Origin of the sequence: Rhizobium sp. BT03 (assembly GCF_030053155.1) — a bacterium.
GTDB lineage: Bacteria > Pseudomonadota > Alphaproteobacteria > Rhizobiales > Rhizobiaceae > Rhizobium.
On record NZ_CP125643.1, the window covers coordinates 159,776 to 184,238 of the forward strand.

Sequence of the window (24,463 nt, forward strand, 5' to 3'; positions counted from 1 at the left end):
ATCGCCATATTGACGGTTGTCGAATTCCGGCGCGGTTATCGCCCTGCCCCGAGGTCAGCACGCCTTCCGCAGCAGATCGACGCTGTCAACCACGACGACCCTGCCTCTGACTTCGACCCCTGCAGGACCGAGGGCAGCGAAAGCCCGCGAAAGGGCTTCGGGCGCAACCCCGAGTTTGCCGGCCAGAATTCTTTTCCGGTAAGGCAGGCGAAAGGTGGCCTGCGATGCTGAGGCCGGGCAGCGGCTGACGAGGTAATTCGCAACACGCTGTGCAGCCGTGTGCAGCCGGTCTCCCGCTATGCAATCCATGGCACCGAGCAGATGCCGGGCCATGATGCGCATGACGTTGCGACGCATGACGGGGTCCCGGTCGGCAAGCGCCCGCAACTCCACAAGGTCGAACAACGCGACCTCTGCGCCGTCGGCGGACCATGCGCTGTAGGTGTAGGAGCCGCCTGCCGACAGGAGATATTCACCGAACGTCTCACCCGGTTCGCAGATGCAGATATCTGCCTGGCGCCCCGCGGATTCCGACTTCGAAAGTCGCACGAAGCCGCGCATCACGCAATAGACGAACGACGCCTGCTGGCCCTCGGCGATGATCCGCTCGTCCGGTGCGAAGATCTGGAACTGAGCCGTGTCGGCCAGTTCTTCTATCCTTGCTTTGTCCAGGCCGTGAAACAGGTCAGATCGCAAAAGTATGGGATGTCTCGATAGCATCGATCTTCCTTTCGTTTCGGCCGTGAGCGGTTCAAGGTCTTTTGCAATCGGTTTCGTCCTCGACGAGGATTCGCCAAGCTGCTCCTTCAAGGTCCTCGTACTGGCGGCTCGTCAGCGACCAGAGGAACGCCAGGAGACCCATTCCCCCCATCAGCAGTGCGATCGGCATCAGATAGATCAGCATGTTCATGCGGTTTCAACTTCCGCACGTCCGCCGGCAAGCGGCTCGCTCCGTAGGCCGAAGGCATTTAATCGCAGCGCATTCGTCACGACGATGATCGACGAAGTCGACATGGCCACCGCCGCTATCAGCGGCGTTGCCAGGCCGGCGATTGCGATCGGTACCGCAAGCACGTTGTAACCGATGGCGAGAGCAAAGTTCTGGCGAATGAGGCTGGCGGATCTTCGTGCAACGGCGATTGCCTCAGGAACGGCATCGAGACGATCGTTGAAGAAGATAAGGTCGGCGGCTTGCCTGCCGACGTCGGATGCGGTTGCAGGCGCCATCGAGACCTGCGCGGCGGCCAGCGCCGGTGCGTCGTTGATCCCGTCGCCGACCATGAGCACGCGATAGCCCTCGGCGCCCAGCCTCTGGAGTTCCTCGACCTTCTGTTTCGGCCCCAGGTCGCCCAGAGCTTTGCCGATACCGAGAGCCCGCGCTGTGTTGTCGACGACGGCCTGCCTGTCGCCGGATACTATCAACGTTTCGATACCGGCTGCAGCGAGCTGGCGGAAAGTCTCCGCGGCGCCCGGACGAAGCGTGTCGTCAAACAGGAAACGGGCGAGATCGACGCCGTTTTTCGACAGGACCACCTCCGAAAACGGAGTATCGCCCGCGGGCGTGAGCCCGGTTCCGCAGGCAAAGGCCCGGTTGCCGAGCCGATAGAAGTCCGCTCCTTGCCAGGCTTCCAGCCCCCCGCCGGCGATTTCCGTGACCCTGTCGAAGGCGAAGGGGTAAGAGATGTCTATGTCCCGCACCAGACCCTGGGAAAGCGGATGCCGTGAATGCGCCGCCATTGCGCAAACGATGGCTCTATTGCCCGCGATCGAGTCGATTCGGACGAGGCGGGGCCGGCCCATCGTCAGGGTGCCGGTCTTGTCGAAGGCCACGATGTCCGCGTCGGCCAGTCTTTCGAGCGCCGAACCGTCCTTCACCACGATGCCCCTGCGGAAAAGTTCGCCGGCGGCGACCACCTGGACCACCGGTACAGCAAGGCCCAATGCGCAGGGGCATGTGATGATCAGCACCGCGACCGCGACCAGCATGGCCTGTTTCCAATCGCCCCCAAGCAAGCCCCAGGCGAGAAAGGAGGCCAGCGCCAACAGGTGCACGGCGGGAGAATAAAGTGCTGCGGCGCGATCGGCGACCCGGCGATAACGAGCCCTGCCGCCCTCGGCCGCTTCCATCAGGCCGATGATCTCGGAAAGAAGCGAATCCCTTGCCACTTTGGTCGCCCGCAGGACGAGCGAACCGGTCAGGTTCATCGCACCCGAATTCAGCGCGCTGCCTGCGGCGACGGCGACCGTGCTGCTTTCACCGGTGACGATGGAGAGGTCAACATCGCTCTCGCCGCTGACGATCATGCCATCGACGGGAATGCGTTGGCCGGCGGCAATCGCGATGTTATCCCCGACGGCGATCTCTTCGACCGGGATGTAGTGCCGCGACCCGTCCGGCATCATCAGCTGCGCCCCGCGCGGCGCCAGTCTGGCAAGCCCGTTGATCGCGGCGCGGGCTTTTTCCCGCATCACATGATCGAGGGTTCTGCCGATCAGCAGGAAGAACAGCAGAGACACCGACGCGTCGAACCAGGCATGTTCGCCATGGTGCATGGTTTCCCATAGGGAGACCGCATAGGACAGCGTCACTGCAAGCGAGATCGGAACATCCATGTTGGTGCGCCTACGCTTGAGCCCGCTCCAGGCCGATTTGAAGAAGAAGCGTCCACCATAAACCAGCGCCGGCGCCGCGATCATCGCCGAGATCCAGTGAAACATGTCGCGCGTGGCCGCATCGGCGCCCGACCATACCGACACCGAGAGCATCATGATGTTGGCGGCCGCAAAGCCGGAAACTCCAATCGCCAGCAGTAGCTGGTTCCGGATCCTGTCGGTTTCGGGTGCTGTCGACGTGATGAGATGGGCGCGGTATCCGGCCAAGGTGATCGCGGCGAGGATTTCGGAGGGATCGGTCGCCTTCGCCTCGATCTCTTCCTGATAGACGCAGGTGACACGCCTGGCGGTGAGATTGACCCGGGCTTTCCTGACGAACGCAAGCGCCGACAGCGCTTTTTCGAGGGTCAATATGCAGTCGCCACAGTGGACGTCGGGCACGCTGAGGTCGACCTGGCGTAACCCAGCCCCGAGCGGGTGGCTTGCAAGGCATACCTCCTCGGCGCTGGCGGATGTCGCGCTGAGGCCGAGAACGCTTTCCGCATCCATCGAGCAGCAGGTCATTGGCGGAACTCCGCGGTGTCGAAGCGTTTGGCCTCATGCATGACGACCGCCCCGTTCATTCTCGATATGGCCTCGACGATCCAGTCGCCGGCGACAACCTGGTGATCGGCTTCGAACCGCCCTTCGCCCGTCTTCCGGAGCGTCACGCGGAAATCCTCATGATCGCCGACGGGCCGTTTGAAGTTCAGCGTGACATCATCGATGATCGCAGGCGTGCCGGCCTGGTCGTGGATGTCGTAACGGATTTGGCTGCCCTTAACGACGAGCGCGCCCTCGACGCCGGAGGCGGCCATTGCCTTCATCGCTGCCGCCCTGGTGTTGAATTCCTGGCTGGCCACATAGGTGTTTTCCACGACGATGCCACTCCAGCTGGACGCAGCATAGAAGGCCATGGTGGCGTTTACGGCGATCACTACGGCGAAGAATGCCGAGGTGGCAAGCAGCACGTGCAAGCCGGTAAAGCCCTGAGTAGAAGTCTTCATTTCACGTCTCCCGGCGCGTTGAACGCCGCGCGATAGCTCGCCCGGTCGGCTTGACCTGCGTCTTGACCTATATCTTCGATGACGAAGAGGAATTCGTTGATCTCTGCCCCGTCTGGGGCGCGCGTGACGAAGACCTTGAGCGTCGTGGCCGCGTCGGGTTCGACGTGAGCGGTGAAGCTGCGGGCATCCTGCCCGCCGAACTCGGGAATGCGCATTGTGCCCCCCTCCAGCCCGACGAGGGTGATGGTCACGTCCCGCGGCTTCGGCACCATGTTGAGGACATGCAGCGTGTAGCCGTTTCGGATGGAGCCGTCGCTTTCCAGAACATATTGAGGGTTCCGGTCGTGGATAACGTTGAGCCTGAGCCGATCGCGTAAGGCGAGATGGACGACCATGGCGACGCCGATCGATGCCCAGACGACACCGTAGAAGACAATTCTTCGGCGGAAGATGATGCGCCAGTCGAAATTCCGGACAGCTGGCATGAAGCTTCCGTCGTCGTTTCGGACATTGGAGGGCTGGATGGCTGTCCGTCCTCCGTCAGTAGCAAGCGACATGTTGCTCGAATATTCCTTGAGCGTCGCATAGGCGATCAGGCCGTGTGGCTTCCCGAGCTTGTCCATGACGCCGCCACAGGCGTCGATGCAGAGGGCGCATGTGATGCATTCCATCTGCTGGCCGTCGCGGATGTCGATCCCCATCGGGCAGACGGCGACGCAGGCATTGCAGTCCACGCAATCGCCCACCGGCAGACCCTGAGCCTTCTTGCCATGGCGCGACCGCTGCTCGCCCCGCCAGTCGTTGTAGGTGACAACAAGCGAATTCTCATCCAGCATCGCGCCCTGAATGCGCGGCCACGGACACATATAGGTGCATGTCTGTTCGCGCATGAGGCCGCCAAGCACATAGGTCGTCGCGGTCAGGGTGGCGATCGTGGCATACGCAGCGGCAGGAGCGCTGCCGTCAAACAGTGAAGCCGCCAGGCTCGGCGCGTCGGCAAAATAGAAGATCCATGCTCCGCCCGTGGCGATGGCGATCAGCAGCCAGATCGCGTGCTTGATCACCCGCTTCCTGAGCTTGTCGAAAGTGAAGGGGTCGGCATCGAGCTTCATCCGAGCGTTTCGGTCGCCTTCGACAGCGCGTTCGACGACGAGAAAGAGATCGACCCAGACGGTCTGCGGACAGGCATAGCCACACCAGGCGCGGCCGACAGCGGCGGTGAGGAGAAAGAGGCCGAAGCCCGCCATGACGAGCAGGCCCGCCACATAGTAGAATTCCTGCGGCCAGATCTCGATGAAGAAAAAGAAGAAGCGCCGCGAGGCGAGGTCGACGAGGATTGCCTGATTGGGCGCATAGGGACCGCGGTCCCAGCGAATCCACGGCGCGAGGTAATAGGTGCCAAGCGTGAGCAGCATCAAGACCCATTTGAACCGGCGAAAGGGCCCTTCGGCTCGTTTCGGAAAGATCTTCTTGCGCGGCGCATAGAGAGGCTGGCGGTTGCGCCGGGCGTTGACGGGTTCGACGCGAACGTGGTCAATGTCATTTAGATTAGGGCGGGTATAGAGATTCATAGGACCTGTCCGATTTTCACCACTCTTTTCCCAGCCGTGGCGGATCCGTTCCTTGATGCAGATCAAGAACGACCGTGCAGAAGCGAAAAGGCCACGCCCCAGAGTAAGGGCGTGGCCGGAGGACAGCGGCGGAGAAACCGCTGGGACGTCCTCCACAGGAGCTGAAACTATCGGCTCGTCTGCTTGTGGTCTTTGAGGCAGATCAAACTCACCATCGAATTGCCGATTTTTGCAGGGTCGTCCTGCTCCGAAGACGCAGGCATCTGTTGGGCGCGGGCTGAGACACGCGATCGGATAACAGCACGCGGCGTGCCGTAGAGAGGGAGGATCGGATTGCGGTCGTGGGCTGTCATGTCTCTTCTCCTTACGTGCCGCCGCCGAGCGCATGAACGAAAATAGTAAGCTCGTTTACCGTTGTGTCCCCCAGGCGCGCTGCCCAGGCAGGCATTACGCCATGTTTGGGAGAGGCAACCTGACGAAGGATGGCGTCTTCACCCCGCGACTTCAGCCAGATTGCGTCGGCGAGATCCGGCGCACCCATTTCCACCTTTCCTTTGGCGTCCTCGCCGTGACATGGGGCGCAATTGTCGAAGAAAACCTGTTTTCCGGCCGCCGCCAGACCGACATCCGAGGGCGTATTGGTCAGCCCCCAGACAAAGGCGGCGACCTGCTTCATCTGGATGGGCTCCAGAACACCGGCAAAGGGCGGCATTTCGGAGGAATGGCTATCCGTATCGCCGTCGAAGCGGATGCCATGAGAGATCGTGGCCTGGATGGCATTCAGATCCCCGCCCCACAGCCAGTCGTCGTCGTTGAGATTCGGAAACCCCGGACCGCCGCTCGCTCCCGATCCATGGCAGGGCGCGCAGTTCACCTTGAAAGCGGATGCGCCGCCAGCGATCGCGAATTTACGAAGAGCAGGATCCGCGTCGATCTCCTCCACTGTCTTGGCAGCGATCAGGTCATGGAACTCCGTCTGCGATGACTTAGCGAGATTGAGGTCCTGCTGCAGCTCGGCGCGCGTTGAATAACCGAGATAGCCGTTAGTGGCGGAAGTGATCATCGGGATGGCCGGGTAAGCGATGGCGTAGCCGATCGCCCAGAGGATCGTCACGTAGAAGGTCCAGATCCACCAGCGCGGCATGGGATTGTTGAGCTCTTGGATGCCGTCCCATTCATGACCCGTCGTTTCGACGCCGCTCAGTTCATCGATATGCTTTTGCGACATCTCAATCGTCCTTCAAGGGAATATCGGCGGCATCTTTGGCCGTCTGCTTGCTACCTGGGCGAAGGGTGAGCATGACCGCGCCGACGAAGAATGCGGCCATTGCCAGGAGGCCCCAGCTGTCGGAGAAGTGTCTCATTGCAGTGTAAGTTTCCATGGATCACCTCACCGGTAGCCGGTCGCGTCGTCATAGGTCGAGAAATTAACCAGCGTTCCGAGCATCTGCAGGTAGGACACCAGCGCGTCCATCTCGGTCAGCCGGGTTGGATCGCCGTCGAGATCGCCGACATTCGCATTTGGGTAGCGCTTGAGTAGAGCCGCCGTGTCCGCGTTCGGATCGGCCTGGGCTCTCATGTCGGCCTCGGCATTCGCCAGCATGTCGTCGCTGTAAGGCACGCCCACGTCCTCATTGGCCTTGAGGTCCTCTCCGATACTCCTGACCGTCACCTCCTTCTCTTCGAGGAAGGCGTAGCTCGGCATGATTGATTCCGGCACCACGGCCCGCGGATTTGCGAGATGCTGGACGTGCCATTCGTTCGAGTAACGCCCCCCGACGCGGGCCAGATCGGGCCCTGTCCGCTTGGATCCCCATTGGAACGGGTGGTCGTACATCGATTCCGCGGCGAGCGAATAATGGCCGTAACGTTCGACCTCATCACGGAACGGCCGGATCATCTGGCTGTGGCAGAGATAGCAGCCTTCACGGATGTAGATGTTCCGTCCGGCGAGCTCTAGCGGCGTGTAGGGCCGCATGCCTTCCACTTTTTCGATCGTGTTCTGCAGGTAGAACAGCGGTGCGATTTCAACGATGCCGCCAATGCTGACGACCAGCAGCGAGCCGACCAGAAGAAGCGTCGCGTTCTTCTCGAGGGTCTTATGTTTATCAAGTAACGATGCCATGTCTCACCTCACTCGGCAGGCTGTGCCTGGGGCACCAAACTGGTCGGGATTGGCGCTTCGTCGCGCAGGTGGCCGCGGATCGTCATGAACACGTTCCAGGCCATGACGAGGCCACCCGCTAGGTAGAGTGCTCCGCCGACGGCACGCAGCACGTAATAGGGGATCATCGCCGCGACCGTTTCAGCGAAGGAATAGACGAGGAAGCCCTGGGAATTGTATTCTCGCCACATCAGCCCCTGCTGGATGCCCGCGACCCAGAGCACCGCGGCGTAGATCACGATCCCGAGCGTCGCGAGCCAGAAGTGCCAGTTGACCATCCGCAGGCTGTAGAGGCGCTCGCGCCCCCACAGTTTCGGCGTCAGGTAGTATATCGCCCCGAAGGTGATCATACCCACCCAGCCAAGTGCTCCGGAATGCACGTGACCGATCGTCCATTCGGTATAGTGGCTGAGCGAATTGACCGCCTTTATCGACATCATCGGGCCTTCGAAGGTCGACATCCCATAAAATGCGATGGCGACGATCATCATCCGGATGATCGGGTCGGTGCGAATTTTGTCCCAGGCGCCCGAAAGGGTCATCAAACCGTTGATCATGCCGCCCCAGGAGGGCATCCAGAGCATGACGGAGAAGACCATTCCGAGCGTCTGCGCCCAGTCAGGCAGCGCCGTGTAATGCAGATGATGCGGGCCGGCCCAGATATACATGAAGATCAGGGCCCAGAAGTGGATGATCGACAGCCGGTAGGAATAAACCGGCCGGTTGGCCTGCTTCGGCACAAAATAGTACATCATCCCCAGGAAGCCGGCGGTGAGGAAGAAGCCGACGGCGTTGTGGCCGTACCACCATTGGGTGAGTGCATCCTGGACGCCGGAGAAGAGAGAATAGCTCTTGGAGCCGAGGAACGACGCCGGAACAGCGAGGTTGTTGACCACATGCAGCATCGCAATGGTGACTATGAAGCTGAGATAGAACCAGTTTGCCACGTAGATATGCGGCTCTTTGCGCTTCAGGATCGTTCCGAGATAGACGGCCAGATAGGCGACCCAGACGATGGTAAGCCACAGGTCGACGTACCATTCGGGCTCGGCATATTCGCGCGACTGATTGATGCCGATCACGTAGCCGGTCGCAGCCATCACGATGAACAGCTGGTAGCCCCAGAAGACGAACCAGGCGAGTGTTCCTCCGAAGAGACGCGCGCGACAGGTGCGTTGCACCACATAGAAGGATGTCATGATCAGCGCGTTGCCGCCGAAGGCGAAGATCACCGCCGATGTGTGAACCGGCCGCAATCTTCCGAAATTCCAATAGGGCGCGATGTTGAGGTCGGGAAAGGCGAGCTGCAGCGCGATGATCACGCCGACGAGGAAGCCGACGACGCCCCAGAACACCGTAGCGATCAGGCCGTAGCGGATTACCTCGTCGCAATAGCCCGTAAGCTCTGTTTTGCGCTGTTGGCCCGTCGGCGAAAACTCTGCGTTTCTGACAAGCAGCAGCGTTCCCGCAACCAGGCAGAGGCAAAGTATACCCATATGGACTGCAAACAGATGATCGTGCGCGAATGCGGCCGCGAGCAGCGCCAGAAACGCTGCGACCGCGATCACCATCGTTTCTGTCGTGTAATTCATGATGTCGTCTCCAGTGCGCAGACGACCGCCTCGCGGCCGGCTTTCTCGGATTTCGAGGCAGGACTGTCACGAAGACGGGAACGGCTCCTTGATCTACATCAACAAGCGGACTGGAAGCGGTGGACGAACCGACGTTGTTACACTCTGTTGCAAACTTCCCCCTTTGGCACCGCCCGCTTACTCCCGTGTGACGCAGCTGCTTTCTACCGCACCCACTGCCACAAGGGGCGATGAAGATGCTGTGCAGAACAACCACGCGTTCGACAATGGCGCGAAGGGGCGCGAAGCCATACATGCCGGCCAATCCCTCTCTTCGCTGTTCGTAGGCTCGGCGGCCGAGGCCGTCGCAGCCGGTAAGGCGATTTGGTGGGAGGGTGATAAGCAACCATCTTGTCCAGGTGGAAGAAGGTGTCGTGCGCCTGCTTCGTATCATCGGCGAAAGATCGTCGGGTGATAATCGCTCTTCAATTCGCCGGCGATCTCAACGGCGCGTCGCTGCAAAACGATTTCCTATTTACGGCTGAGGCCGTCACGAAATGCAAGATCCGCCGGATATCGCACATGAGTTTCCACGGGGAAGTCGCTCGGTCTAATGCGCTCGCTCGACCTAGCTCTCGTTGCTCTGGCAGGAGGCGGCCGCTTCGCATGAACAGATGGTGCTGTTGCCGAAGAAGAACGCCGAGGAGCGCCCCTGCAGCTTCATCGTGAAGCTTGCATTCCGGCGCAACCCGCGTCCGCCAAGGTCCGTTGCGCGTTTCCATGAATCGTCAAGACATTGCGGATCATCTCGGCCTGACCATTGAGACCCTGGCCCACACCGTTACGAAACTTGCGTCGCGCAACATCGTTATTCCCGAGGGCAGGCACGACCTGCGGAACGTCAATCTTGCCCGCTGGTACGGTTATCGGGCGACACTGATGATTTTTCCGAGGATTTCTGTCAGAGGGTAAACCTCAACACACGCGACAAGCCGCGGGATCGACATTCATGCCCTCCGCGAACTTCTCGACGCGATATGAGCTCAGTCACGGCAATCCTAAGCTGTTCAGCAGCGCCGACGTTCGCCGAGCGTGCTTGTCCTTCGGTGATTCCTACATCGCTTGCAGGCTGCCATGTCCCTCGCAAGGGCGCTGGGCAAGCAGGCAAAAATTGGGACCTTCTGCCTTTTTTCCCCGAATTTGACGGGCGTCAAAGAGCCCAATTCCGGCATCTGCTAAGACACATTCATGAGGCTGATTGGGTCTCGCAGAAAAGGAGCTTGCAAATGCGGTTAAAATTCGGTCTGATCGCTGCAGCGGCAGCCTTGATTGTTTCGGCAGCGCCGTTGATGGCGGCCGACCACCAGGTTCGGATGCTCAACAAAGGCACGGAAGGCGCGATGGTGTTCGAGCCTGGCTTCCTGAAGATCGCCCCCGGCGACACCGTCACCTTCATCCCCACCGACAAGGGCCACAACGTCGAAACCTTCAAAGGCCTCATTCCGGATGGCGTTGCCGACTTCAAGTCAAAGCCGAATGAGCTATATCGCGCGAAATTCGATGTTCCAGGCGTCTATGTCCTGAAATGCACCCCACATTCCGGCATGGGCATGGTTGCCCTGATCCAGGTGGGTGACAGTCCGCCCAATCTCGAAGCGATCAAGACTGCAAAGGTGCCGAACATGGTGCGCAAGCGGCTCGATGCCGACCTCACAAACATCACCCAGTGAGACACAGCAGGTGCGGATGACCGCGCAGCCCATGACGATGGCTTTCGTGGCAGCTGTTTGCCTCGCCAGGAGCAGCTGATGCTCAGTGAGCATCGAGCAGAGCCAGGCGCTGTCAGGCAAGACGTCCAAGGCAGTGGTCGGACACGGTTGTCGGCAAAGCCGATGCCGAAACCTGGTGGGACCGTCGAGAAAGTGAATGTGGCCTGTGAAAAGAGCTATGATCTGCACGGCAGACCTGTGAAGGAACGCGTGGGCAAGATCACTAGCCCGGCGGCAATCTCGCTGACGACGAATATAACGAGGTCGTTTTTTTGCGCGGCAGTCGCGAAGGAGATGCCAGCCAAAACCCGGGGTCTCGTTCTGGTTACCCAAGAATTGCACGGAAGGCGCCGTCGAACGTTTGATCGAAATCCCCGCGGCAGGCAAGTCCTACAACTAGGAGACCCCTGCCTCGTCCTTCGACGTGCTCGAACAACCGCGTTCGTGAGAGGGCGAGAGCCGTCGATCATGTGGCGCTCGGTAGCTCACCTCGCGAAAAGGCTCCTTCAGGCGCCTGCGCGGCCGCCATAATCGCGATGGGCACAACTCTGCGGACCGGCGCTTGCCCACGCCACCTTAAAGGTTCGACGTCAGTCGCCAACGATACCCTGGGCCAGGGCCTGCCGAGATCGAGCTGTATTTGAATGAGCCGAAAAGCTCGACGATAACGACCTCGACGTCCAGGCGGTGATACGGGCGCCCATCTACTTGTGACAGGGCGGCCCGATGACCGTATTTGTGAGTGCGCCCGCCCTGCTTCACACGAACTTGCGACGTCGATCCTCCTCGACGTGCCGTTGTCGACGGGACTCCTGGGAAGATAACTGCAGGGTCCTCGATCGAGAAACGGGAACTCGATGTCTTCTCGCGCGGCCTTTGATGCGTTTCGTGTCGCCGGAACCGATGCACACTTCCGGCGACAAGTACTAGGCTGCCTTGCTGTGCGTGTGCCCGTGCGAGCTAAAATAGGCGTCGAATGCCGCCGCGACTGCACGGACCATGAAGCGCGCCTCCTCGCATACGACAATCCGCTCACCGCTGATCGTCACGACGCCGTCGGCCATGAGCTCGCCGAGACGGTCGTTGCGCTCGACAAGGAAGCCGGTGTCGAAACCCGATCCGCTGCTCAACTGGCCGAGATCGGCTTCGAAATCGCACATCAGCCTCTCGATGACCCTCGCCCGAAGCTTGTCCTCCTCGCTGAGAAGATATCCCTTGGCGGTCGGCAGCACCCCGAAGGCAATTCGCTCGGCATAGAGGCCGAGAGGCACGTGGTTCTGCATATAGCCGGCCGGCAGCCGCCCGATCGCAGATGCGCCGAGGCCGATCAGGCTATCGCAATCATCCGTGGTATAGCCCTGGAAGTTTCTCCTCAGCGTTCTGTTGCGCGCGGCGAGCGCCAACTGATCGTTCGGCAGTGCAAAATGATCGAGCCCAATGCGCAGATATCCGGCCTTCTGGAGCTCCTCGGCGATCACTTCCGCCTGCTCGTTCCGCTGTTTTGCGTCCGGCAGCGATGCTTCGTCGATCAGGCGCTGATGTTTCTTAAAAGCGGGTATGTGAGCGTAACCGAAAACGGCGAAACGTTCGGGACGCAGTTCTGCAGCCAGCCGGACCGTCTCGATGCAAGATTGGACAGTCTGTTTCGGAAGGCCATAAATTAGGTCGAAGTTGATGCTGCTGACGCCTGCTGAGCGCAACCCGGCGACCGCCCTTTCCGTCTGCTCAAAGGATTGCAGCCGCTTGATACCGGCCTGCACGATCGGATCGAAGCTCTGGACGCCGAGGCTTGCGCGGTCGACGCCGTTTTCGGCGAGCGCATCGATCATGGGGGCGACCAATGTGCGAGGGTCGATCTCGACTGCGACGCCGGCTTTCGCTTCAAACGTGAAGGCACTCCTGAGCTTTGCCATTAGAGCCGAAAATTCCTGCGGCTTCATGACCGACGGCGTGCCGCCGCCGAAATGCACGTACTTGACGGGCACGTCGTTTCCGGCCGCAAAAGAGACGAGCTCGATCTCTTCCTTCATCACGTCGAGATAGTCGGCGACCGGAGCGTCTTGCCGGGTGATGGTCGTGTGGCAGCCGCAGTACCAGCATATCGAACGGCAGAACGGGACGTGGAGATAAACCGAAACCGGGCCAGCCGCGGCGATATGGGCGAGATTGCCGGCATATTCATCCGGCCCCACGGCTGCAGAAAAAGCCGCCGCCGTCGGGTAACTCGTATAACGCGGAACCCGCGCATCGCCGTATTTGGCGATCAGATCATCAGACATTTTCGCATCCCTTTTCAAAACAGGATGCTTTATGATCTCCGGCCGCGCCGGCTTCCTTGTCCCAAATCAATGATGACGTCTCAGGCCAGAATCAGCCGGATCTTTGTCCGCTGTGAAAGTCAGCACTTTCGAACCCGCCTAACATCTCGTTCTGACATGGGTCGAGCCGCGGTCCCGGCTGTTCGAAGAGACGTGCCACAAGGAAATGAGCAAGAATGACTGATACGCAAAACGGGTGAAACAAATTGGTGTCCGCGTGCTGTCGCCGGTCGAGCCATCCCACGGTTTCGGCTCGCTCCATGCGCTGGCCCCCGGCGATAGTTTGTTGATCGCCAGTGGAACTGGTGCCGGCCTAACGGCGGGAATCTCGAGCGAAGCCTACCGAAACGCGGAAGTCGTGGTCGTTTTCCAATTCCACAGGCCCTCGCCGCGGCCGCCGACGTGATCGTCAAGGTGCGCCTCGATCAATGAGGTCGCCCTGCTGTCGCCTGAAAAGACGCTAATCGCTTTCTTCTATCCCGCAGCCAACAATGAGTTGCTCAAGCGGGCTCTGCATTCGGGCGCGAATATAAGCGCCATAGACATGGTCCCGCGCATCAGCCGTGCACAGAAGATGAATGGGAAAGATCGGGGTTACCGGGCGGTCATCGAAGCGAGTGCGAACTTCAGGTGTTTCTTCACCGGGCAGATCACCGCGCGGTATTTCTAGGGTCTCCTCAGTTTTACGTCGCCTTGAGGTCCGTCAGCACCTTGTCAAAAGCATCCTTGACCGGCTTTGAGATTTCCTCCACCGCCCTGCTTGAGAGCACCCGGACTTCCTTGGCGTGCTGCAAACTTGTCTCAACGCGCTTGCGGAAAAAGGTCGACTGCTGTTCGAGGATCTGCGACGGCGAATTCGCGCCCAGCAAAGCTTGCAAATGTGAGAAGCTGGCCTCGGCGTCGGCCTGCAGTGCAGCGATCGTCTTCCACCACAATTCGTTGCCGAATAGACTTGTCGTTTCGAGGATCGGAGGCAGCATTTTCTGTGTCGCTTCAGCGCCGGACGCAAGTTTCAAAAAAGCCTCTGTCACCTTCTTGTTCCCCTTTTCAACAGATGCGCCGAACTGATCTGGCACCTTGAGCGACGATGACCCCGGGTTTTCGATCGTTTCAAAGGATCTTTCGGAAATCTTGGTCATTGCATTTTCCTTCTCTTTGAGTTGGTTGCAAGCTGTGACATCGGGATTGACCCTTCCGCCGGCGGATGCATGGCCGCTTGGTAGAACGCGGATCCGATGACGAACGGTCAGGTGGCCTCCGTTCCGTTCGTTTCATGAACCGGCATCATGCAGACTGCTTTCTGCCGCTTGTAACCAGGGATCAGCAAACACCATGCCAACTGCTCCGACGTAAGGCTCCGGTGAAGGCCGCAGGTCAGGCCGCTTGAGCGTTGACGGTCGGCGGCGTCCAATTCCACGGAAGCAACTGCTCCAGCCTGGTAATCGACGTATCAGCGATGCGGGCAAGAACGTCGGCCAGCCACACCTGCGGATCGATGTCGTTGAGTTTTGCCGTCATAATCAATGTGGCCATGAAGGCCGCACGATCTGCACCGCGGTCTGATCCGGCGAAGAGCCAGGATTTTCTGCCGAGCGCAAAGCCTCTGAGCGCTCGCTCTGCCGCATTATTCGTCAGGCAAATCCGGCCGTCCTGCAGAAATGATGTGAAGCCATCCCAGCGCTTGAGCATGTAGTCGATCGCCTCCGCCACCGGAGAACTGCGTGAGAGCTTTGCCCGCTCGGTTTGAAGCCAGACCTGCAGATCATCGACGAGTGGCAGACAGTCTCTCCGGCGACGCTCCAGGCGTTGATCGGCCGTAAGCCCGTTGATCTCGCGCTCAATATCGAACAGGCGGTCGATCCGTTTGACGGCTTCGAGCGCCATAGGCGAGATCGGCGCGGCGTTCTTTCCACGCTTGGCATTTGCGGCAATGTCGGCGAGCACGAAGAACTTACGCCGCGAGTGTGCCCAACAAAACGCCTGCCTTAGAGGATTTGGATCGCGATCAACCTTGAACAGCGGATTGTAGCCGCCATAGGCGTCCGCCTGCAGAATGCCGTTGAAGGTCTTCAGGTGGCGCTCCGGATGCTCCTGCCGTCGGTCCCGCGAGGCATAGTAAAGGGCCGCCGGCGGAGAGAGCCCTCCGAACGGCCGATCGTCCCGGACATAGGTCCAGATGCGGCCCGTATCGGTCTTTCCCTTGGCCAGGATCGGCACGGTCGTGTCGTCGCCGTGCAGACGTTCGGCAGCAAGGACATGCGCCTCGATCAGGGAGTGAATGGGCTTCAACGCCGCGGCACATGCTCCAACCTGATCGGCCAGCGTCGACAAGCTGAGGTCGACGCCCTCGCGGGCGTAGCGCTCGCTCTGGCGATTGAGCGGCTGGTGCTGGGCGAACTTCTCAAACAGGATCATCGCCAGCAGGTTCGGCCCGGCAAAACCGCGGGGTGTCACATGGAAGGGTGCGGGTGACTGCGTGATCTTCTCACACTCGCGGCAGGTGAACTTCTCCCGCACCGTCTGGATGACCTTCCACTGACGCGGGATGACTTCCAAGGTCTCGGTAATGTCTTCACCAAGCTTCGACAGTTTAACCGATCCACAACAGGCGCAATTCGTGGGAGCGGCGATTACGACGCGCTCACGCGGCAGGTGTTCGGGAAAGGGCTTGCGTGACGGACGCTTGCGCTCGAAGGCTTTGACGGCTGAAGCTTTGGCTGCGATCTCCGCCGCCAGTTCATCTTCACCGGCGTCCGCTTCCAACTCCTCGAGCTGCAGTTCCATCTGCTCCAGGAGCCGCGCCTTGCGCTCGGACCGGCTGCCGTAGAGTGCACGGCGAACCTTGTCGATCTCCAGCTTCAGCCGCGCGATCAGCGCCTCGGAATGCGATACGAGTGCCTTTGCGCTGGCGGCTTCTGCCTTGGCGGTCGCTGCTTCTGCTTCGGCTGCGACACGTCGAGCGCGTTCCTGGGCCAGCAGTGCAAGCGCACTGGCAAGGTCGTCCGGAAGCTCTTCGGTCGCATTGCTCATGACAGGATGGAATCATATTCGACCCTGTCATTCCAGTGTTTTTGCTTATCCGGCCGACGTCGGCCGCCAGGTCTTTTGCGGCATCCGCCAGTCGATACCTTCCAGCAGATAACCGAGCTGCGCAGGCGTGATCACCACCGTGCCATCGGCCGCTGATGGCCAGATGAAGCGGCCGCGCTCCAGCTTCTTCGTGAACAGGCAAGCGCCCTGGCCGTCATGCCAGATCACCTTGATCAGACCGCCACCGCGGCCGCGGAATACGAACAGGTGTCCACACATCGGGTCGCGCTTCAGCGCCTCCTGCACCATCAACGACAAACCGGGGAAGCCTTTTCGCATATCGGTGTGGCCTGTCGCCAGCCAGACCTTCACGCCACTCGGAACCGGAATCATCGCAGCCCCAGCACGCAATCGAGAATCCGGCCAAGGGCATCCGTATCGATGTCGCTATCCACGCGCACGCGCCGACCCCGTCCAAGCTCGATTGTCACATCGCTACGCTTCCGACGAGGGTGGGATGTGGTGGGCGATTCCGGTTGAACGGGAGAGACTGTCGAAGCGGCCTCGGATACGATCACCGGCACCAAAGTCGCCGTATCAGACCTTGGCTCGTCGATCCGGCAAAGCTCTTTGCGCCAACGGAACAACTGGCTGACATGGATGCCGGCCGCGCGGGCAATCTCGGAGATGACCGCGTCTGGCTCAAAGCACGCAGCGACAAGGCGCTCTTTATCTTCGCGTGACCAGCGCCGACGGCGCTCTACAGACGTGATCACCTCAATTGGATGCTTCGTCATATGACTACTCCTAGTGTTACCACTAGGACTGGCAGTCAGAAGCCCTCTATCGCAAGACGGCCTTCACCGTGGGCTTACGCTCCGACGCGCCAAGAAGATGATTTTCTTTTATCAATGGGCGGGTTGAGGGCAGGTTGATGTGTATTTGACGGAGAGACCGGCGAACAAAACGTTCCAATCACGACAAACCTGACAAAAGTGGCGGATGCCCGACATTTGCGAGAAATGTCGACGGTTGCGCTGGGGACAAGGGAATTAGCATGTAATTCAACCGCGCTCAGGATCGTCCTGTGTCGGATCGTATTGAGCCTGCGGGGTGGAAAGTGGCGTTGCGGTCCTCGCCGCAAGTGCCTCCGTCAGCTGCGCACTGGTGCTTACCTCGACGGTCAGCTTGCGCGAGACATTGCGTGCAATTGCAGTGCCTTCTTTGCACCGGCCGCCATTGATTAGAACCGCCGCATCCGCGGATCAGGCATGGGACACGAACGGCACGATCTGTGGCGATCCAATCGCGGGGCATCTGCCTTGGCAACCGGATAAGTTCATCGCCGAGGGCGACGAGACAGCGATCGCCACTTCGCGCTTTTAAAAAAGTCCTATTGAAAGAAGCGACGAACTAGCCACCATCGCAGCGCCAACTTTGTGGATGGAATGCCACACGAAGTAACTACGTTCGTTCGTTTGCGCAGACGACGAGCAGCAGGAGACAACAAACGATCTGAAGGTAACAGCGTTGACTTGTTCGCGAGATCACGCAGTAACCTTGTCTGCCGCGACATGGGTCTGACAGTTCTTCGGGCAGACGCGCGCGCAGGCGCCGCAACCAATGCAGCGGCCGGCCTCATCGACAACCATGATCATACGATTGAGCTCGCCATCGAAGTCTTCCTCCTCGTCGTCGCAGATGCCGAGGATTTCACCCGCTTCACCGACGCCATAGAGGTGCATGACTTCGCGAGAGCAGGCTTTGAAGCATCGGCCACAGCCGATGCAGGTTGTAGCATCGATGCAGGTCAGGTACTCCGGCACCCAGCTGGAGCCGTCGCGCGTGACGAAAGGGCCAGTCATCGTGAATTCTCCAATGCAGCGAGCTCTTCCTTCGCAGCGTTCAACTCGGCGAAGGCGTCGAACGTCTCTCCTGCAATGGTCTTGATTCTAGCCCAATTAATCGGAAGGTCCTCGGCAAGATCGTGCAACTCCATCTTCGCAGCGGCGGCGCGGGACTGCAGCTTGCGGACCTTTTTCAGCTGCTCCACAATGTCTGACATGATCTCTTTCCTCGAAAATTGATTTCATGATGCCCGCGCCACGTCGGGATAGGTTTCGATAACTTCAATAGCGTCATCGACCATTTTCGTGCCGGTCTCGGCGAGCTTGCCTAGCGTCTCAAAGCCGAACCGGTGGACATCGCGCAGGGTCTTCGACAGAACGACCAACCGTCCAGTCGTCAAAAGCAAGCGGCCGAAGCCCTCATGGCCGATCGTCATGATCGGCGATGCCAACAGGCCTGTGCACTCTTCGATCACAAGCCCCACGCAACTGTAAAAGTTCTGTAGCCTCCACAGCACATCAGGATCCGGATCGCCTATGATCGGGATCTTACGGCGCTGCTCCTTGGTGAGGATGAAGTCGGCCAGCAGGTCAGTGTCCGATTTGCCTTCCCACGCCCCATGGGCATCCTGAGCGCGGATGAGCCTTATCAGGCATCTGAGAAAAGGGGTGGCGAGATCCCCATCTTCGTTGACAGCAGGGCCATTCGTACTTCCTGTCAATGTACCCATTTCTTAGTCCTCCTCATCGAAAGGCTTCTTTTCAATGGCGCCTGCTTCGGTCAGCGCCGTGAAGCTCGTGCGCCAGAGCGTGGGACCTGAAGAAGCCGATCCGCGGTTGTCCCAGGAATTGCCCTCACAGCCGAGAGGCCCATGGATCAGGTGCGCGACGTCGGTGATCGGCTGCAGCACGATCTTGGCGCCATCGAAAGCGCATCCGCCGGCTGCCGCCCCGGGGATCAGCGGCTTCGAACAGCCGTTTTTGCGCGCCTTGGAATCCTTGCTGCGGTTCTTCTCGCAGGCAGGCTCGTCAAAGACATCCTGGACTTTAGCATTGAGCAAGGGCATTGCGGTCTCCAAGTTCAGATGAAGGCGGCCGGCCTCACAAGGCCGACCGCCGCCGCTCCTAGCGGGTCAGGTCGTAAGAATAGTCCGTCACACCCGGCTCGCTCGTCTCGCGATCGAGCTTGTCGAAGATCTTGTCGAGGATCGTCGTCAGGACGCGCAGGCCGCCCTGGTAGCCCATGAGCGGGAAACGGTGGTGATGGTGCCGGTCGAATATCGGAAAGGTCAGCCGGATCAATGGGGTGCCGGTGTCGCGCTCGAGATACTTGCCATAGGAATTGCCGATCATAAGATCAACCGGCTCGGTAAAGAGCAGCGAGCGCAACGCCCACAGGTCCTTGCCCGCCCAGACCTGGGCATCCTTGCCGAAGGGCGAGGATGCGAGCAACGCCTTCATCTCGGCTTCCCAGGCCGACGTGCCGTTGGTAGCAAGGCAGTGGGTCGGCTCACCGCCGGTTTCCAAGACGAACCGGGCAACGGCGTAGACGAAGTCAGGATCGCCGTAGATCGCGTATTTCTTCCCGTGCAGCCAGGCTTGGCTATCTGCCATAGCGTCGACGAGACGGCCGCGTTCCAGGCCGATTGCCGGAGGAATTTCCTTGCCGGTAATCTCCGAGACCTTCATCAGGAATTCGTCGGTCGCCTGAACACCCAGCGGATAATGGAACGAAGCCGTAACCTGACCGACCTCCTTGCAATATTCCAGCGTTTTGCGCGTGTTATAGTGCTGCAGCGACAGGGTCGCTTCGGCATTCAACGCCGTTTTCAAGTCCTCGATCTTCGTGCCGCCGTCATACATGCGGTACGTACCGTCAGACGGCGTGTCGAACTGGTCGGAGGCATCCTGGATGAAGATGTAGGATACGCCCATCATGTCGAGCAGGCGCTTCAGTTCGCGGTTGTTGCCGACGCAGAAGCCGTCGAAGCCGGGAATGATGTTGATGGCTTGAGCAACCTCCTTCCGCTCGTTGCCTTTCCAGAAGTTCTCCAGAATGCCCTTGATCATGCCGTCATAGCCATCGACGTGGCTGCCGACGAAGGCAGGCGTGTGGGCGAAAGGAACATCGAAGTCGTGCGGGACCGACCCTTCGTTCTTTGCGTTTTCGATGAAGCCGTGGAGGTCGTCTCCAATGACTTCGGCCATGCAGGTGGTCGAGACGGCGATCATCTTCGGATCGTAGAGCTTGTATGTATTGGCGAGCCCGTCGACCATGTTCTTCAACCCGCCGAACACTGCCGCGTCCTCCGTCATCGAGGACGAGACCGCCGATGAAGGCTCCTTGAAGTGACGCGACAGATGCGAACGGTAATAAGCGACGCAGCCCTGGCTGCCATGGACGAAGGACATCGTTTGCTCAAAGCCTGCGGCTGCGAAGACGGCACCGAGCGGCTGGCAGGCTTTGGCCGGGTTCACGACCAGGGCTTCGCGGCCCAGGTTCTTTTCGCGATACTCCCAGGTCTTCGTGAAGTCGTTTTGATCGGCAACGACCTGATCCGGGTGGGGGCATTCGAAATTGGCTTTCTTCTCGGCGAGCATCTGCCTGTATTCCGGCTCGCGGAACAGGGGAGCATGGTCGAGAACTTTTTCCGCCGACTGCGGCATAGTAAGCACCTTTCTTTTCATCGCGCCGCACCGGTGGCGGCAATGGGATGTCATCTGTCACGAGTGCGGATCAAGTCCGATGGGAAGAGCCTGGCCTGCCCCTTCCCAAGACAGGCCAGGCTCTCATTCGGCCGCAACCGCCTCAGCTGGCGCGGCCTCTTTTTTCCAGGGGACGTCGTAGAGATCCCACACCGGATTATTGATGGCCAGATCCATGTCGCGGGCGAATATGGCGAAGCCGTCATAGCCGTGATACGGGCCGGAATAATCCCAGGAGTGCATCTGGCGGAAGGGGATGCCCATCTTCTGCACCGGATACTTCTCTTTAATGCCGGACCCAACAAGGTCGGGGCGGATGCCTTCGATGAACTTTTCCAGCTCGTAACCGGTCACGTCGTCATAGATCAGCGTACCCTTGTTCACATAATGGCCGGTGCGCTGATAGTCGTCGTTGTGGGCGAACTCGTAGCCGGTGCCGACGATCCGCATGCCGAGGTCCTCATAGGCCGTGATGACGTGGCGAGGACGCAGGCCGCCGACATAGAGCATCACCGTCTTGCCTTCGAGGCGCGGCCGGTACTTATCGACGACAGCATCGACCAGGGGCCGGTACTTGGTGATGACAGCCTCGGTCTTGTCGACGATTTCCGGACCGAAGTGCTTGGCTATTTCGCGCAGGGAGGTTTCGATCTGGGACGGACCAAAGAAATTGTATTCCATCCACGGGATGCCGTATTTTTCCTCCATGTGCCGACAGATGTAGTTCATCGAGCGGTAGCAGTGGATGAGGTTCAGCTTGGCCTTTGGCGCGCGCTCGACCTCAGCGAGCGTGGCATCACCCGACCAGTTGCCGACCACGCGCAGCCCCACCTCCTCCAATAGAATGCGCGTAGCCCACGCGTCGCCACCGATATTGTAGTCGCCGACGACGTTGACATCGTAAGGGCCGGTCTCAAACTCGACTTCGTTCTTGTCGAAAACCCAGTCACGGATGGCGTCGTTGGCGATGTGGTGGCCGAGCGATTGCGAGACGCCGCGGAAGCCCTCGCAGCGTACCGGCACGATCGTCTTTTCGTGCTCCTTGGCCTTCTTGCGCGACACCGCCTCAATGTCGTCGCCAATCAGCCCGATCGGGCATTCCGACTGCACGCTGATGCCGTTGTTGAGGGGGAAAAGCTCCTCGATCTCGTCGATGACCTGTTCAAGCTTCTTGTCGCCGCCGAACACGATGTCCTTTTCCTGGAAGTCTGAGGTGAACTGCAGCGTCACGAACGTGTCGATGCCCGTCAGGCCGACGTAGTAGTTGCGGCGTTGCGACCAGGAATAATGACCGCAACCGACCGGCCCGTGCGAGATGTGGACCATGTCCTTGACCGGCCCCCATACCACGCCTTTGGAACCGGCATAGGCGCAGCCGCGGATCGTCATCACGCCCGGAATGGACTTGATGTTCGATTTGACGTCGCATTCGGAAAGGGCCTTCGGCTCATCGCCAGGCTCGTCGCCGCTCGTTGCGACGCTGAGGTGCTTCTTGCGGCGCTTCGCCGCCTTGTCTGGATATTGCGCTAATACTTCCGCAATGAGCTGTTCATGCAAAACGCTGTCATTCTCGTAATCAAGGCTCATGGGCCCCTGCCCCCTTTCAAGGTTCGGGTTAGGTCGTCGTCGCCGAAGCGGCTTTCTTGGAAGGACGCGCTGGCGCAAGGGCCAGCGCGTCCTGTCGACAGCGGCAGTTATTGAGCCGCAACCACCGCTGACTCCTTGGCCTGTAGTTCGGCCAGCATCTGCTCGTCGCTCTTCATGATGCCGAAGTCGAGCAGCATGTCTTCGAGCTCTTCCATGGTAATCGGGGTCGGAATGGTCCCTTGGCCCGAATTGGCATGGATCTTCTCGGCTAGCGCCCGATATTCCCCGGCCTGCTTGGAGTCCGGCGCGTACTGGATCACCGTCATCTTCCTGAGCTCGGCGTGCTGGACGATGTTGTCACGCGGCACAAAGTGGATGAGCTTGGAATTGAGCCTGGCAGCCAGCGCCTCGGAGAGGTCGAGCTCGCGGTCCGTCTGGCGCTCGTTACAGATCAGGCCGCCGAGCCGCACGCCGCCGGAATGGGCATATTTCAGGATGCCCTTGGCGATGTTGTTGGCGGCATAGAGCGCCATCATCTCGCCGGACATCACGATGTAGATCTCCTGGGCCTTGTTCTCACGGATCGGCATCGCAAAGCCACCGCACACCACATCGCCGAGCACGTCATAGGAGACGTAGTCGACATCGTCATATGCACCGTTCTCTTCAAGGAAATTGATCGAGGTGATGACGCCGCGCCCGGCGCAGCCGACGCCCGGTTCCGGACCGCCGGACTCCACGCACTTGATGCCTTTGTAGCCGGCCTTGAGCACGTCCTCGAGCTCAAGGTCTTCCACCGAACCTTCCTGCGCTGCCAGATGCAGAACCGTGTCCTGTGCTTTGGCGTTCAGGATCAGCCGGGTGGAGTCGGCTTTCGGGTCGCATCCGACGATCAGGATCTTCTGCCCGAGGTCGACAAGCGCTGCGAGCGTATTTTGGGAGGTGGTGGACTTGCCGATCCCCCCTTTGCCGTAAAATGCGATTTGACGCAAATCTGACATATCGCCTTCCTTCTTTCGTTCCATCCATCGCTGAGTAAAAGGCAGGCAGCTCGCGCCGCCTCGCATGGCAATCTTCAAAACCCGTGCCATGTGGGCCGATCGAGCCAAAGGAAAGATCCTTTTGTTGGGTTTCAGAAAGTTACTCCGAACCACCACAGGAAACTGCCAAACAAACCTAATGTCGCCGATCAGACAAAGCCGACAGACGGTGTCGTGATGGCATCACTTGCACCGCTAGAGCAAATCCTGCTCAATCTGGGTCATATCCAGCGGCCTTAAGGTAGTTTGCGCATTCTGCCGCAGTGAAGCGCGGTATCAAGGCCCCGACCGCATCCCATAGAGCATCGATCTTTCGCTCGGCTCGGCCTCGCAACATGGCTTTCAGCTTCGAGAATGCGTTCTCGATTGGATTGAAGTCCGGACTATAGGGCGGCAGGAACATGAGCTTGGCGCCGGCACGTTCGATGGCATCGCGGACACCGGCTATCTTGTGTGCAGGCAGGTTATCCATAATGACGACGTCGCCGATCTCCAGGGGCGGCACCAGCACCTGTTCGACATACGCAAGGAAGACGTTGCCGTTCATCGCGCCATCGTAGACGAATGGGGCGGTCATTCCGCTGAGGCGCAACGCACCGGTGAAAGTCGTTGTTTTCCAATGGCCGTGCGGCACGCCGGCACGGCAAACGCTCACCTCGCAATGCACGTCCGCGCAGACGTGACATCTTGGTCGAGAGGCCGGTTTCGTCGATGAAGATCAGTTTCTCCGGATCGAGGTCCAATTGACCATCGAACCAGGCGCGCCGGCGCTTCAGGACGTCCGGTCGGTCCTGCTCCAGTGCGTGTGCGGTCTTTTTTTAAAGGTCCACCCACGGCCTCGAAGCCAGGCGCCAAGTGCGCTGCGGCTGATCTTCACCTGCCGCTCGACGGACAAGCGCTCAACCATCTCATCGAGCGTCACATCCCTACGCTCGTTGATCAACGCGACAACGAATTCCTCGTGTGCATCCACTGCCGAAGGTCGTCTCCAGCTCTGTGGCAGAGCAGTTAACTCACCCTCTTTCGCTCTTCAATCCAGCGGATCGCCGTCGAAATCCCAACTCCGAAACGAGCCGCAGCCTGTCGAGCCGACATGCCCGCCGCAGACGCTTTCAAAACCCGTATTAGGAGATCATCGCTCAGGGCCTGTCCCATCATCCACTTCTCCGCTGTGGATGTTGAATCAGCTTCGGTCGCTCTC

General features: G+C 59.7%; 23 protein-coding genes and 3 pseudogenes. 3 read left to right on the forward strand and 23 right to left on the reverse strand.

All coding sequences use genetic code 11. The features are described from left to right. Positions 1 to 54 precede the first annotated feature (54 nt). From QMO80_RS28100 to ccoN, 10 genes are all read right to left on the reverse strand, one after another. The gene (locus QMO80_RS28100; RefSeq protein WP_011053469.1) at positions 55 to 720 is read right to left on the reverse strand and encodes a Crp/Fnr family transcriptional regulator; all 666 of its coding nucleotides are present in this window, start codon (positions 718 to 720) and stop codon (positions 55 to 57) included. Positions 721 to 751: 31 nt separating this feature from the next. Next, a complete protein-coding gene (gene ccoS / locus QMO80_RS28105; RefSeq protein ID WP_011053470.1) occupies positions 752 to 910 on the reverse strand; it encodes a cbb3-type cytochrome oxidase assembly protein CcoS in 159 nt (52 codons plus the stop codon). Then, positions 907 to 3,177, reverse strand: a complete 2,271-nt coding sequence (locus tag QMO80_RS28110; protein WP_011053471.1) for a cation-translocating P-type ATPase — start codon at positions 3,175 to 3,177, stop codon at positions 907 to 909. The genes ccoS and QMO80_RS28110 overlap by 4 nt, the downstream gene beginning before the upstream one ends. Beyond that, entirely contained in the window at positions 3,174 to 3,659 is a 486-nt protein-coding gene (locus QMO80_RS28115; protein WP_011053472.1) for a FixH family protein, read from the reverse strand. The genes QMO80_RS28110 and QMO80_RS28115 overlap by 4 nt, the downstream gene beginning before the upstream one ends. Further along, positions 3,656 to 5,230 carry a cytochrome c oxidase accessory protein CcoG gene (gene ccoG, locus QMO80_RS28120; RefSeq protein ID WP_011053473.1) on the reverse strand — a complete coding sequence of 525 codons (1,575 nt, stop codon included), beginning with the start codon at positions 5,228 to 5,230 and terminating at the stop codon, positions 3,656 to 3,658. The genes QMO80_RS28115 and ccoG overlap by 4 nt, the downstream gene beginning before the upstream one ends. 167 nt (positions 5,231 to 5,397) lie before the next feature. Further along, positions 5,398 to 5,583 (reverse strand): hypothetical protein, encoded by a 186-nt coding sequence (locus tag QMO80_RS28125; protein ID WP_283201252.1) that lies wholly within the window; start codon positions 5,581 to 5,583, stop codon positions 5,398 to 5,400. An 11-nt stretch (positions 5,584 to 5,594) separates the two neighbouring features. Continuing rightward, complete coding sequence (gene ccoP, locus QMO80_RS28130; protein ID WP_004674413.1) at positions 5,595 to 6,458, reverse strand: cytochrome-c oxidase, cbb3-type subunit III; 864 nt, start codon at positions 6,456 to 6,458, stop codon at positions 5,595 to 5,597. A gap of 1 nt (position 6,459) precedes the next feature. After that, on the reverse strand, positions 6,460 to 6,612 hold the full coding sequence (locus QMO80_RS28135) for a cbb3-type cytochrome c oxidase subunit 3 (protein ID WP_004674411.1): 153 nt from the start codon (positions 6,610 to 6,612) through the stop codon (positions 6,460 to 6,462). 8 nt (positions 6,613 to 6,620) lie between these two features. Further along, positions 6,621 to 7,355 carry a cytochrome-c oxidase, cbb3-type subunit II gene (gene ccoO, locus QMO80_RS28140; protein ID WP_004674404.1) on the reverse strand — a complete coding sequence of 245 codons (735 nt, stop codon included), beginning with the start codon at positions 7,353 to 7,355 and terminating at the stop codon, positions 6,621 to 6,623. 8 nt (positions 7,356 to 7,363) lie between these two features. After that, complete coding sequence (ccoN, locus tag QMO80_RS28145; RefSeq protein ID WP_004674403.1) at positions 7,364 to 8,986, reverse strand: cytochrome-c oxidase, cbb3-type subunit I; 1,623 nt, start codon at positions 8,984 to 8,986, stop codon at positions 7,364 to 7,366. Between the two features lie 241 nt (positions 8,987 to 9,227). On the opposite strand from ccoN, the pseudogene QMO80_RS28150 reads away from it, so the two are divergent. Both QMO80_RS28150 and QMO80_RS28155 read left to right on the forward strand, forming a co-directional pair. Continuing rightward, positions 9,228 to 9,945 (forward strand): annotated as a pseudogene (locus tag QMO80_RS28150) (cyclic nucleotide-binding domain-containing protein); the annotation flags it as partial. Between the two features lie 306 nt (positions 9,946 to 10,251). Continuing rightward, a complete protein-coding gene (locus QMO80_RS28155) occupies positions 10,252 to 10,695 on the forward strand; it encodes a pseudoazurin (RefSeq protein ID WP_004674399.1) in 444 nt (147 codons plus the stop codon). Between the two features lie 965 nt (positions 10,696 to 11,660). Here the strand turns inward: QMO80_RS28155 and hemN are convergent. Beyond that, positions 11,661 to 13,013: an oxygen-independent coproporphyrinogen III oxidase gene (hemN, locus tag QMO80_RS28160; protein WP_016737481.1), complete on the reverse strand. Its 1,353-nt coding sequence runs from the start codon at positions 13,011 to 13,013 to the stop codon at positions 11,661 to 11,663. Between the two features lie 502 nt (positions 13,014 to 13,515). Here hemN and QMO80_RS28165 point away from each other — a divergent pair. Continuing rightward, positions 13,516 to 13,722, forward strand: coding sequence for an NAD(P) transhydrogenase subunit alpha (locus tag QMO80_RS28165; RefSeq protein ID WP_085994811.1), 207 nt, complete (start codon positions 13,516 to 13,518; stop codon positions 13,720 to 13,722). Between the two features lie 13 nt (positions 13,723 to 13,735). On the opposite strand, the gene QMO80_RS28170 is transcribed toward QMO80_RS28165, so the two are convergent. From QMO80_RS28170 to QMO80_RS28225, 12 genes and pseudogenes are all read right to left on the reverse strand, one after another. Next, positions 13,736 to 14,191 carry a phasin gene (locus QMO80_RS28170; RefSeq protein ID WP_011053475.1) on the reverse strand — a complete coding sequence of 152 codons (456 nt, stop codon included), beginning with the start codon at positions 14,189 to 14,191 and terminating at the stop codon, positions 13,736 to 13,738. 235 nt (positions 14,192 to 14,426) lie between these two features. Continuing rightward, the gene (locus QMO80_RS28175) at positions 14,427 to 16,082 is read right to left on the reverse strand and encodes an IS66 family transposase (RefSeq protein ID WP_016736070.1); all 1,656 of its coding nucleotides are present in this window, start codon (positions 16,080 to 16,082) and stop codon (positions 14,427 to 14,429) included. Positions 16,083 to 16,127: 45 nt separating this feature from the next. Beyond that, positions 16,128 to 16,475, reverse strand: coding sequence for an IS66 family insertion sequence element accessory protein TnpB (gene tnpB, locus QMO80_RS28180; protein ID WP_008536653.1), 348 nt, complete (start codon positions 16,473 to 16,475; stop codon positions 16,128 to 16,130). After that, positions 16,472 to 16,879 carry a transposase gene (locus QMO80_RS28185; RefSeq protein WP_080956205.1) on the reverse strand — a complete coding sequence of 136 codons (408 nt, stop codon included), beginning with the start codon at positions 16,877 to 16,879 and terminating at the stop codon, positions 16,472 to 16,474. The genes tnpB and QMO80_RS28185 overlap by 4 nt, the downstream gene beginning before the upstream one ends. Positions 16,880 to 17,629: 750 nt before the next feature. Further along, positions 17,630 to 17,947 carry a ferredoxin III, nif-specific gene (gene fdxB, locus QMO80_RS28190; RefSeq protein WP_004677870.1) on the reverse strand — a complete coding sequence of 106 codons (318 nt, stop codon included), beginning with the start codon at positions 17,945 to 17,947 and terminating at the stop codon, positions 17,630 to 17,632. After that, positions 17,944 to 18,147 carry a CCE_0567 family metalloprotein gene (locus QMO80_RS28195; RefSeq protein WP_009991124.1) on the reverse strand — a complete coding sequence of 68 codons (204 nt, stop codon included), beginning with the start codon at positions 18,145 to 18,147 and terminating at the stop codon, positions 17,944 to 17,946. The genes fdxB and QMO80_RS28195 overlap by 4 nt, the downstream gene beginning before the upstream one ends. 24 nt (positions 18,148 to 18,171) lie before the next feature. After that, a complete protein-coding gene (locus QMO80_RS28200; protein ID WP_009991126.1) occupies positions 18,172 to 18,660 on the reverse strand; it encodes a NifX-associated nitrogen fixation protein in 489 nt (162 codons plus the stop codon). Between the two features lie 45 nt (positions 18,661 to 18,705). Then, positions 18,706 to 18,996: pseudogene (locus QMO80_RS28205) on the reverse strand (nitrogenase component 1); the annotation flags it as partial. Positions 18,997 to 19,054: 58 nt separating this feature from the next. Next, entirely contained in the window at positions 19,055 to 20,596 is a 1,542-nt protein-coding gene (gene nifK, locus QMO80_RS28210) for a nitrogenase molybdenum-iron protein subunit beta (protein ID WP_004677342.1), read from the reverse strand. Positions 20,597 to 20,719: 123 nt separating this feature from the next. Continuing rightward, entirely contained in the window at positions 20,720 to 22,222 is a 1,503-nt protein-coding gene (gene nifD / locus QMO80_RS28215; protein WP_010023084.1) for a nitrogenase molybdenum-iron protein alpha chain, read from the reverse strand. A 107-nt stretch (positions 22,223 to 22,329) separates the two neighbouring features. Then, positions 22,330 to 23,223: a nitrogenase iron protein gene (gene nifH / locus QMO80_RS28220; RefSeq protein ID WP_004675840.1), complete on the reverse strand. Its 894-nt coding sequence runs from the start codon at positions 23,221 to 23,223 to the stop codon at positions 22,330 to 22,332. Between the two features lie 250 nt (positions 23,224 to 23,473). Beyond that, positions 23,474 to 24,417, reverse strand: a pseudogene (locus QMO80_RS28225) (IS630 family transposase). Between the last annotated feature and the right edge of the window lie 46 nt (positions 24,418 to 24,463).

Coding starts and splice junctions, on each gene's coding strand:
- fdxB (WP_004677870.1), bottom strand. CDS start 17,947: ATGACTGGCCCTTTCGTCACGCGCGACGGCTCCAGCTGGGTGCCGGAG.
- QMO80_RS28185 (WP_080956205.1), bottom strand. CDS start 16,879: ATGACGAAGCATCCAATTGAGGTGATCACGTCTGTAGAGCGCCGTCGG.
- QMO80_RS28195 (WP_009991124.1), bottom strand. CDS start 18,147: ATGTCAGACATTGTGGAGCAGCTGAAAAAGGTCCGCAAGCTGCAGTCC.
- ccoS (WP_011053470.1), bottom strand. CDS start 910: ATGAACATGCTGATCTATCTGATGCCGATCGCACTGCTGATGGGGGGA.
- nifD (WP_010023084.1), bottom strand. CDS start 22,222: ATGAGCCTTGATTACGAGAATGACAGCGTTTTGCATGAACAGCTCATT.
- hemN (WP_016737481.1), bottom strand. CDS start 13,013: ATGTCTGATGATCTGATCGCCAAATACGGCGATGCGCGGGTTCCGCGT.
- QMO80_RS28170 (WP_011053475.1), bottom strand. CDS start 14,191: ATGACCAAGATTTCCGAAAGATCCTTTGAAACGATCGAAAACCCGGGG.
- tnpB (WP_008536653.1), bottom strand. CDS start 16,475: ATGATTCCGGTTCCGAGTGGCGTGAAGGTCTGGCTGGCGACAGGCCAC.
- QMO80_RS28175 (WP_016736070.1), bottom strand. CDS start 16,082: ATGAGCAATGCGACCGAAGAGCTTCCGGACGACCTTGCCAGTGCGCTT.
- nifK (WP_004677342.1), bottom strand. CDS start 20,596: ATGCCGCAGTCGGCGGAAAAAGTTCTCGACCATGCTCCCCTGTTCCGC.
- QMO80_RS28200 (WP_009991126.1), bottom strand. CDS start 18,660: ATGGGTACATTGACAGGAAGTACGAATGGCCCTGCTGTCAACGAAGAT.
- QMO80_RS28135 (WP_004674411.1), bottom strand. CDS start 6,612: ATGGAAACTTACACTGCAATGAGACACTTCTCCGACAGCTGGGGCCTC.
- QMO80_RS28155 (WP_004674399.1), top strand. CDS start 10,252: ATGCGGTTAAAATTCGGTCTGATCGCTGCAGCGGCAGCCTTGATTGTT.
- ccoP (WP_004674413.1), bottom strand. CDS start 6,458: ATGTCGCAAAAGCATATCGATGAACTGAGCGGCGTCGAAACGACGGGT.
- QMO80_RS28110 (WP_011053471.1), bottom strand. CDS start 3,177: ATGACCTGCTGCTCGATGGATGCGGAAAGCGTTCTCGGCCTCAGCGCG.
- QMO80_RS28125 (WP_283201252.1), bottom strand. CDS start 5,583: ATGACAGCCCACGACCGCAATCCGATCCTCCCTCTCTACGGCACGCCG.
- QMO80_RS28115 (WP_011053472.1), bottom strand. CDS start 3,659: ATGAAGACTTCTACTCAGGGCTTTACCGGCTTGCACGTGCTGCTTGCC.
- QMO80_RS28100 (WP_011053469.1), bottom strand. CDS start 720: ATGCTATCGAGACATCCCATACTTTTGCGATCTGACCTGTTTCACGGC.
- ccoG (WP_011053473.1), bottom strand. CDS start 5,230: ATGAATCTCTATACCCGCCCTAATCTAAATGACATTGACCACGTTCGC.
- ccoN (WP_004674403.1), bottom strand. CDS start 8,986: ATGAATTACACGACAGAAACGATGGTGATCGCGGTCGCAGCGTTTCTG.
- ccoO (WP_004674404.1), bottom strand. CDS start 7,355: ATGGCATCGTTACTTGATAAACATAAGACCCTCGAGAAGAACGCGACG.
- nifH (WP_004675840.1), bottom strand. CDS start 23,223: ATGTCAGATTTGCGTCAAATCGCATTTTACGGCAAAGGGGGGATCGGC.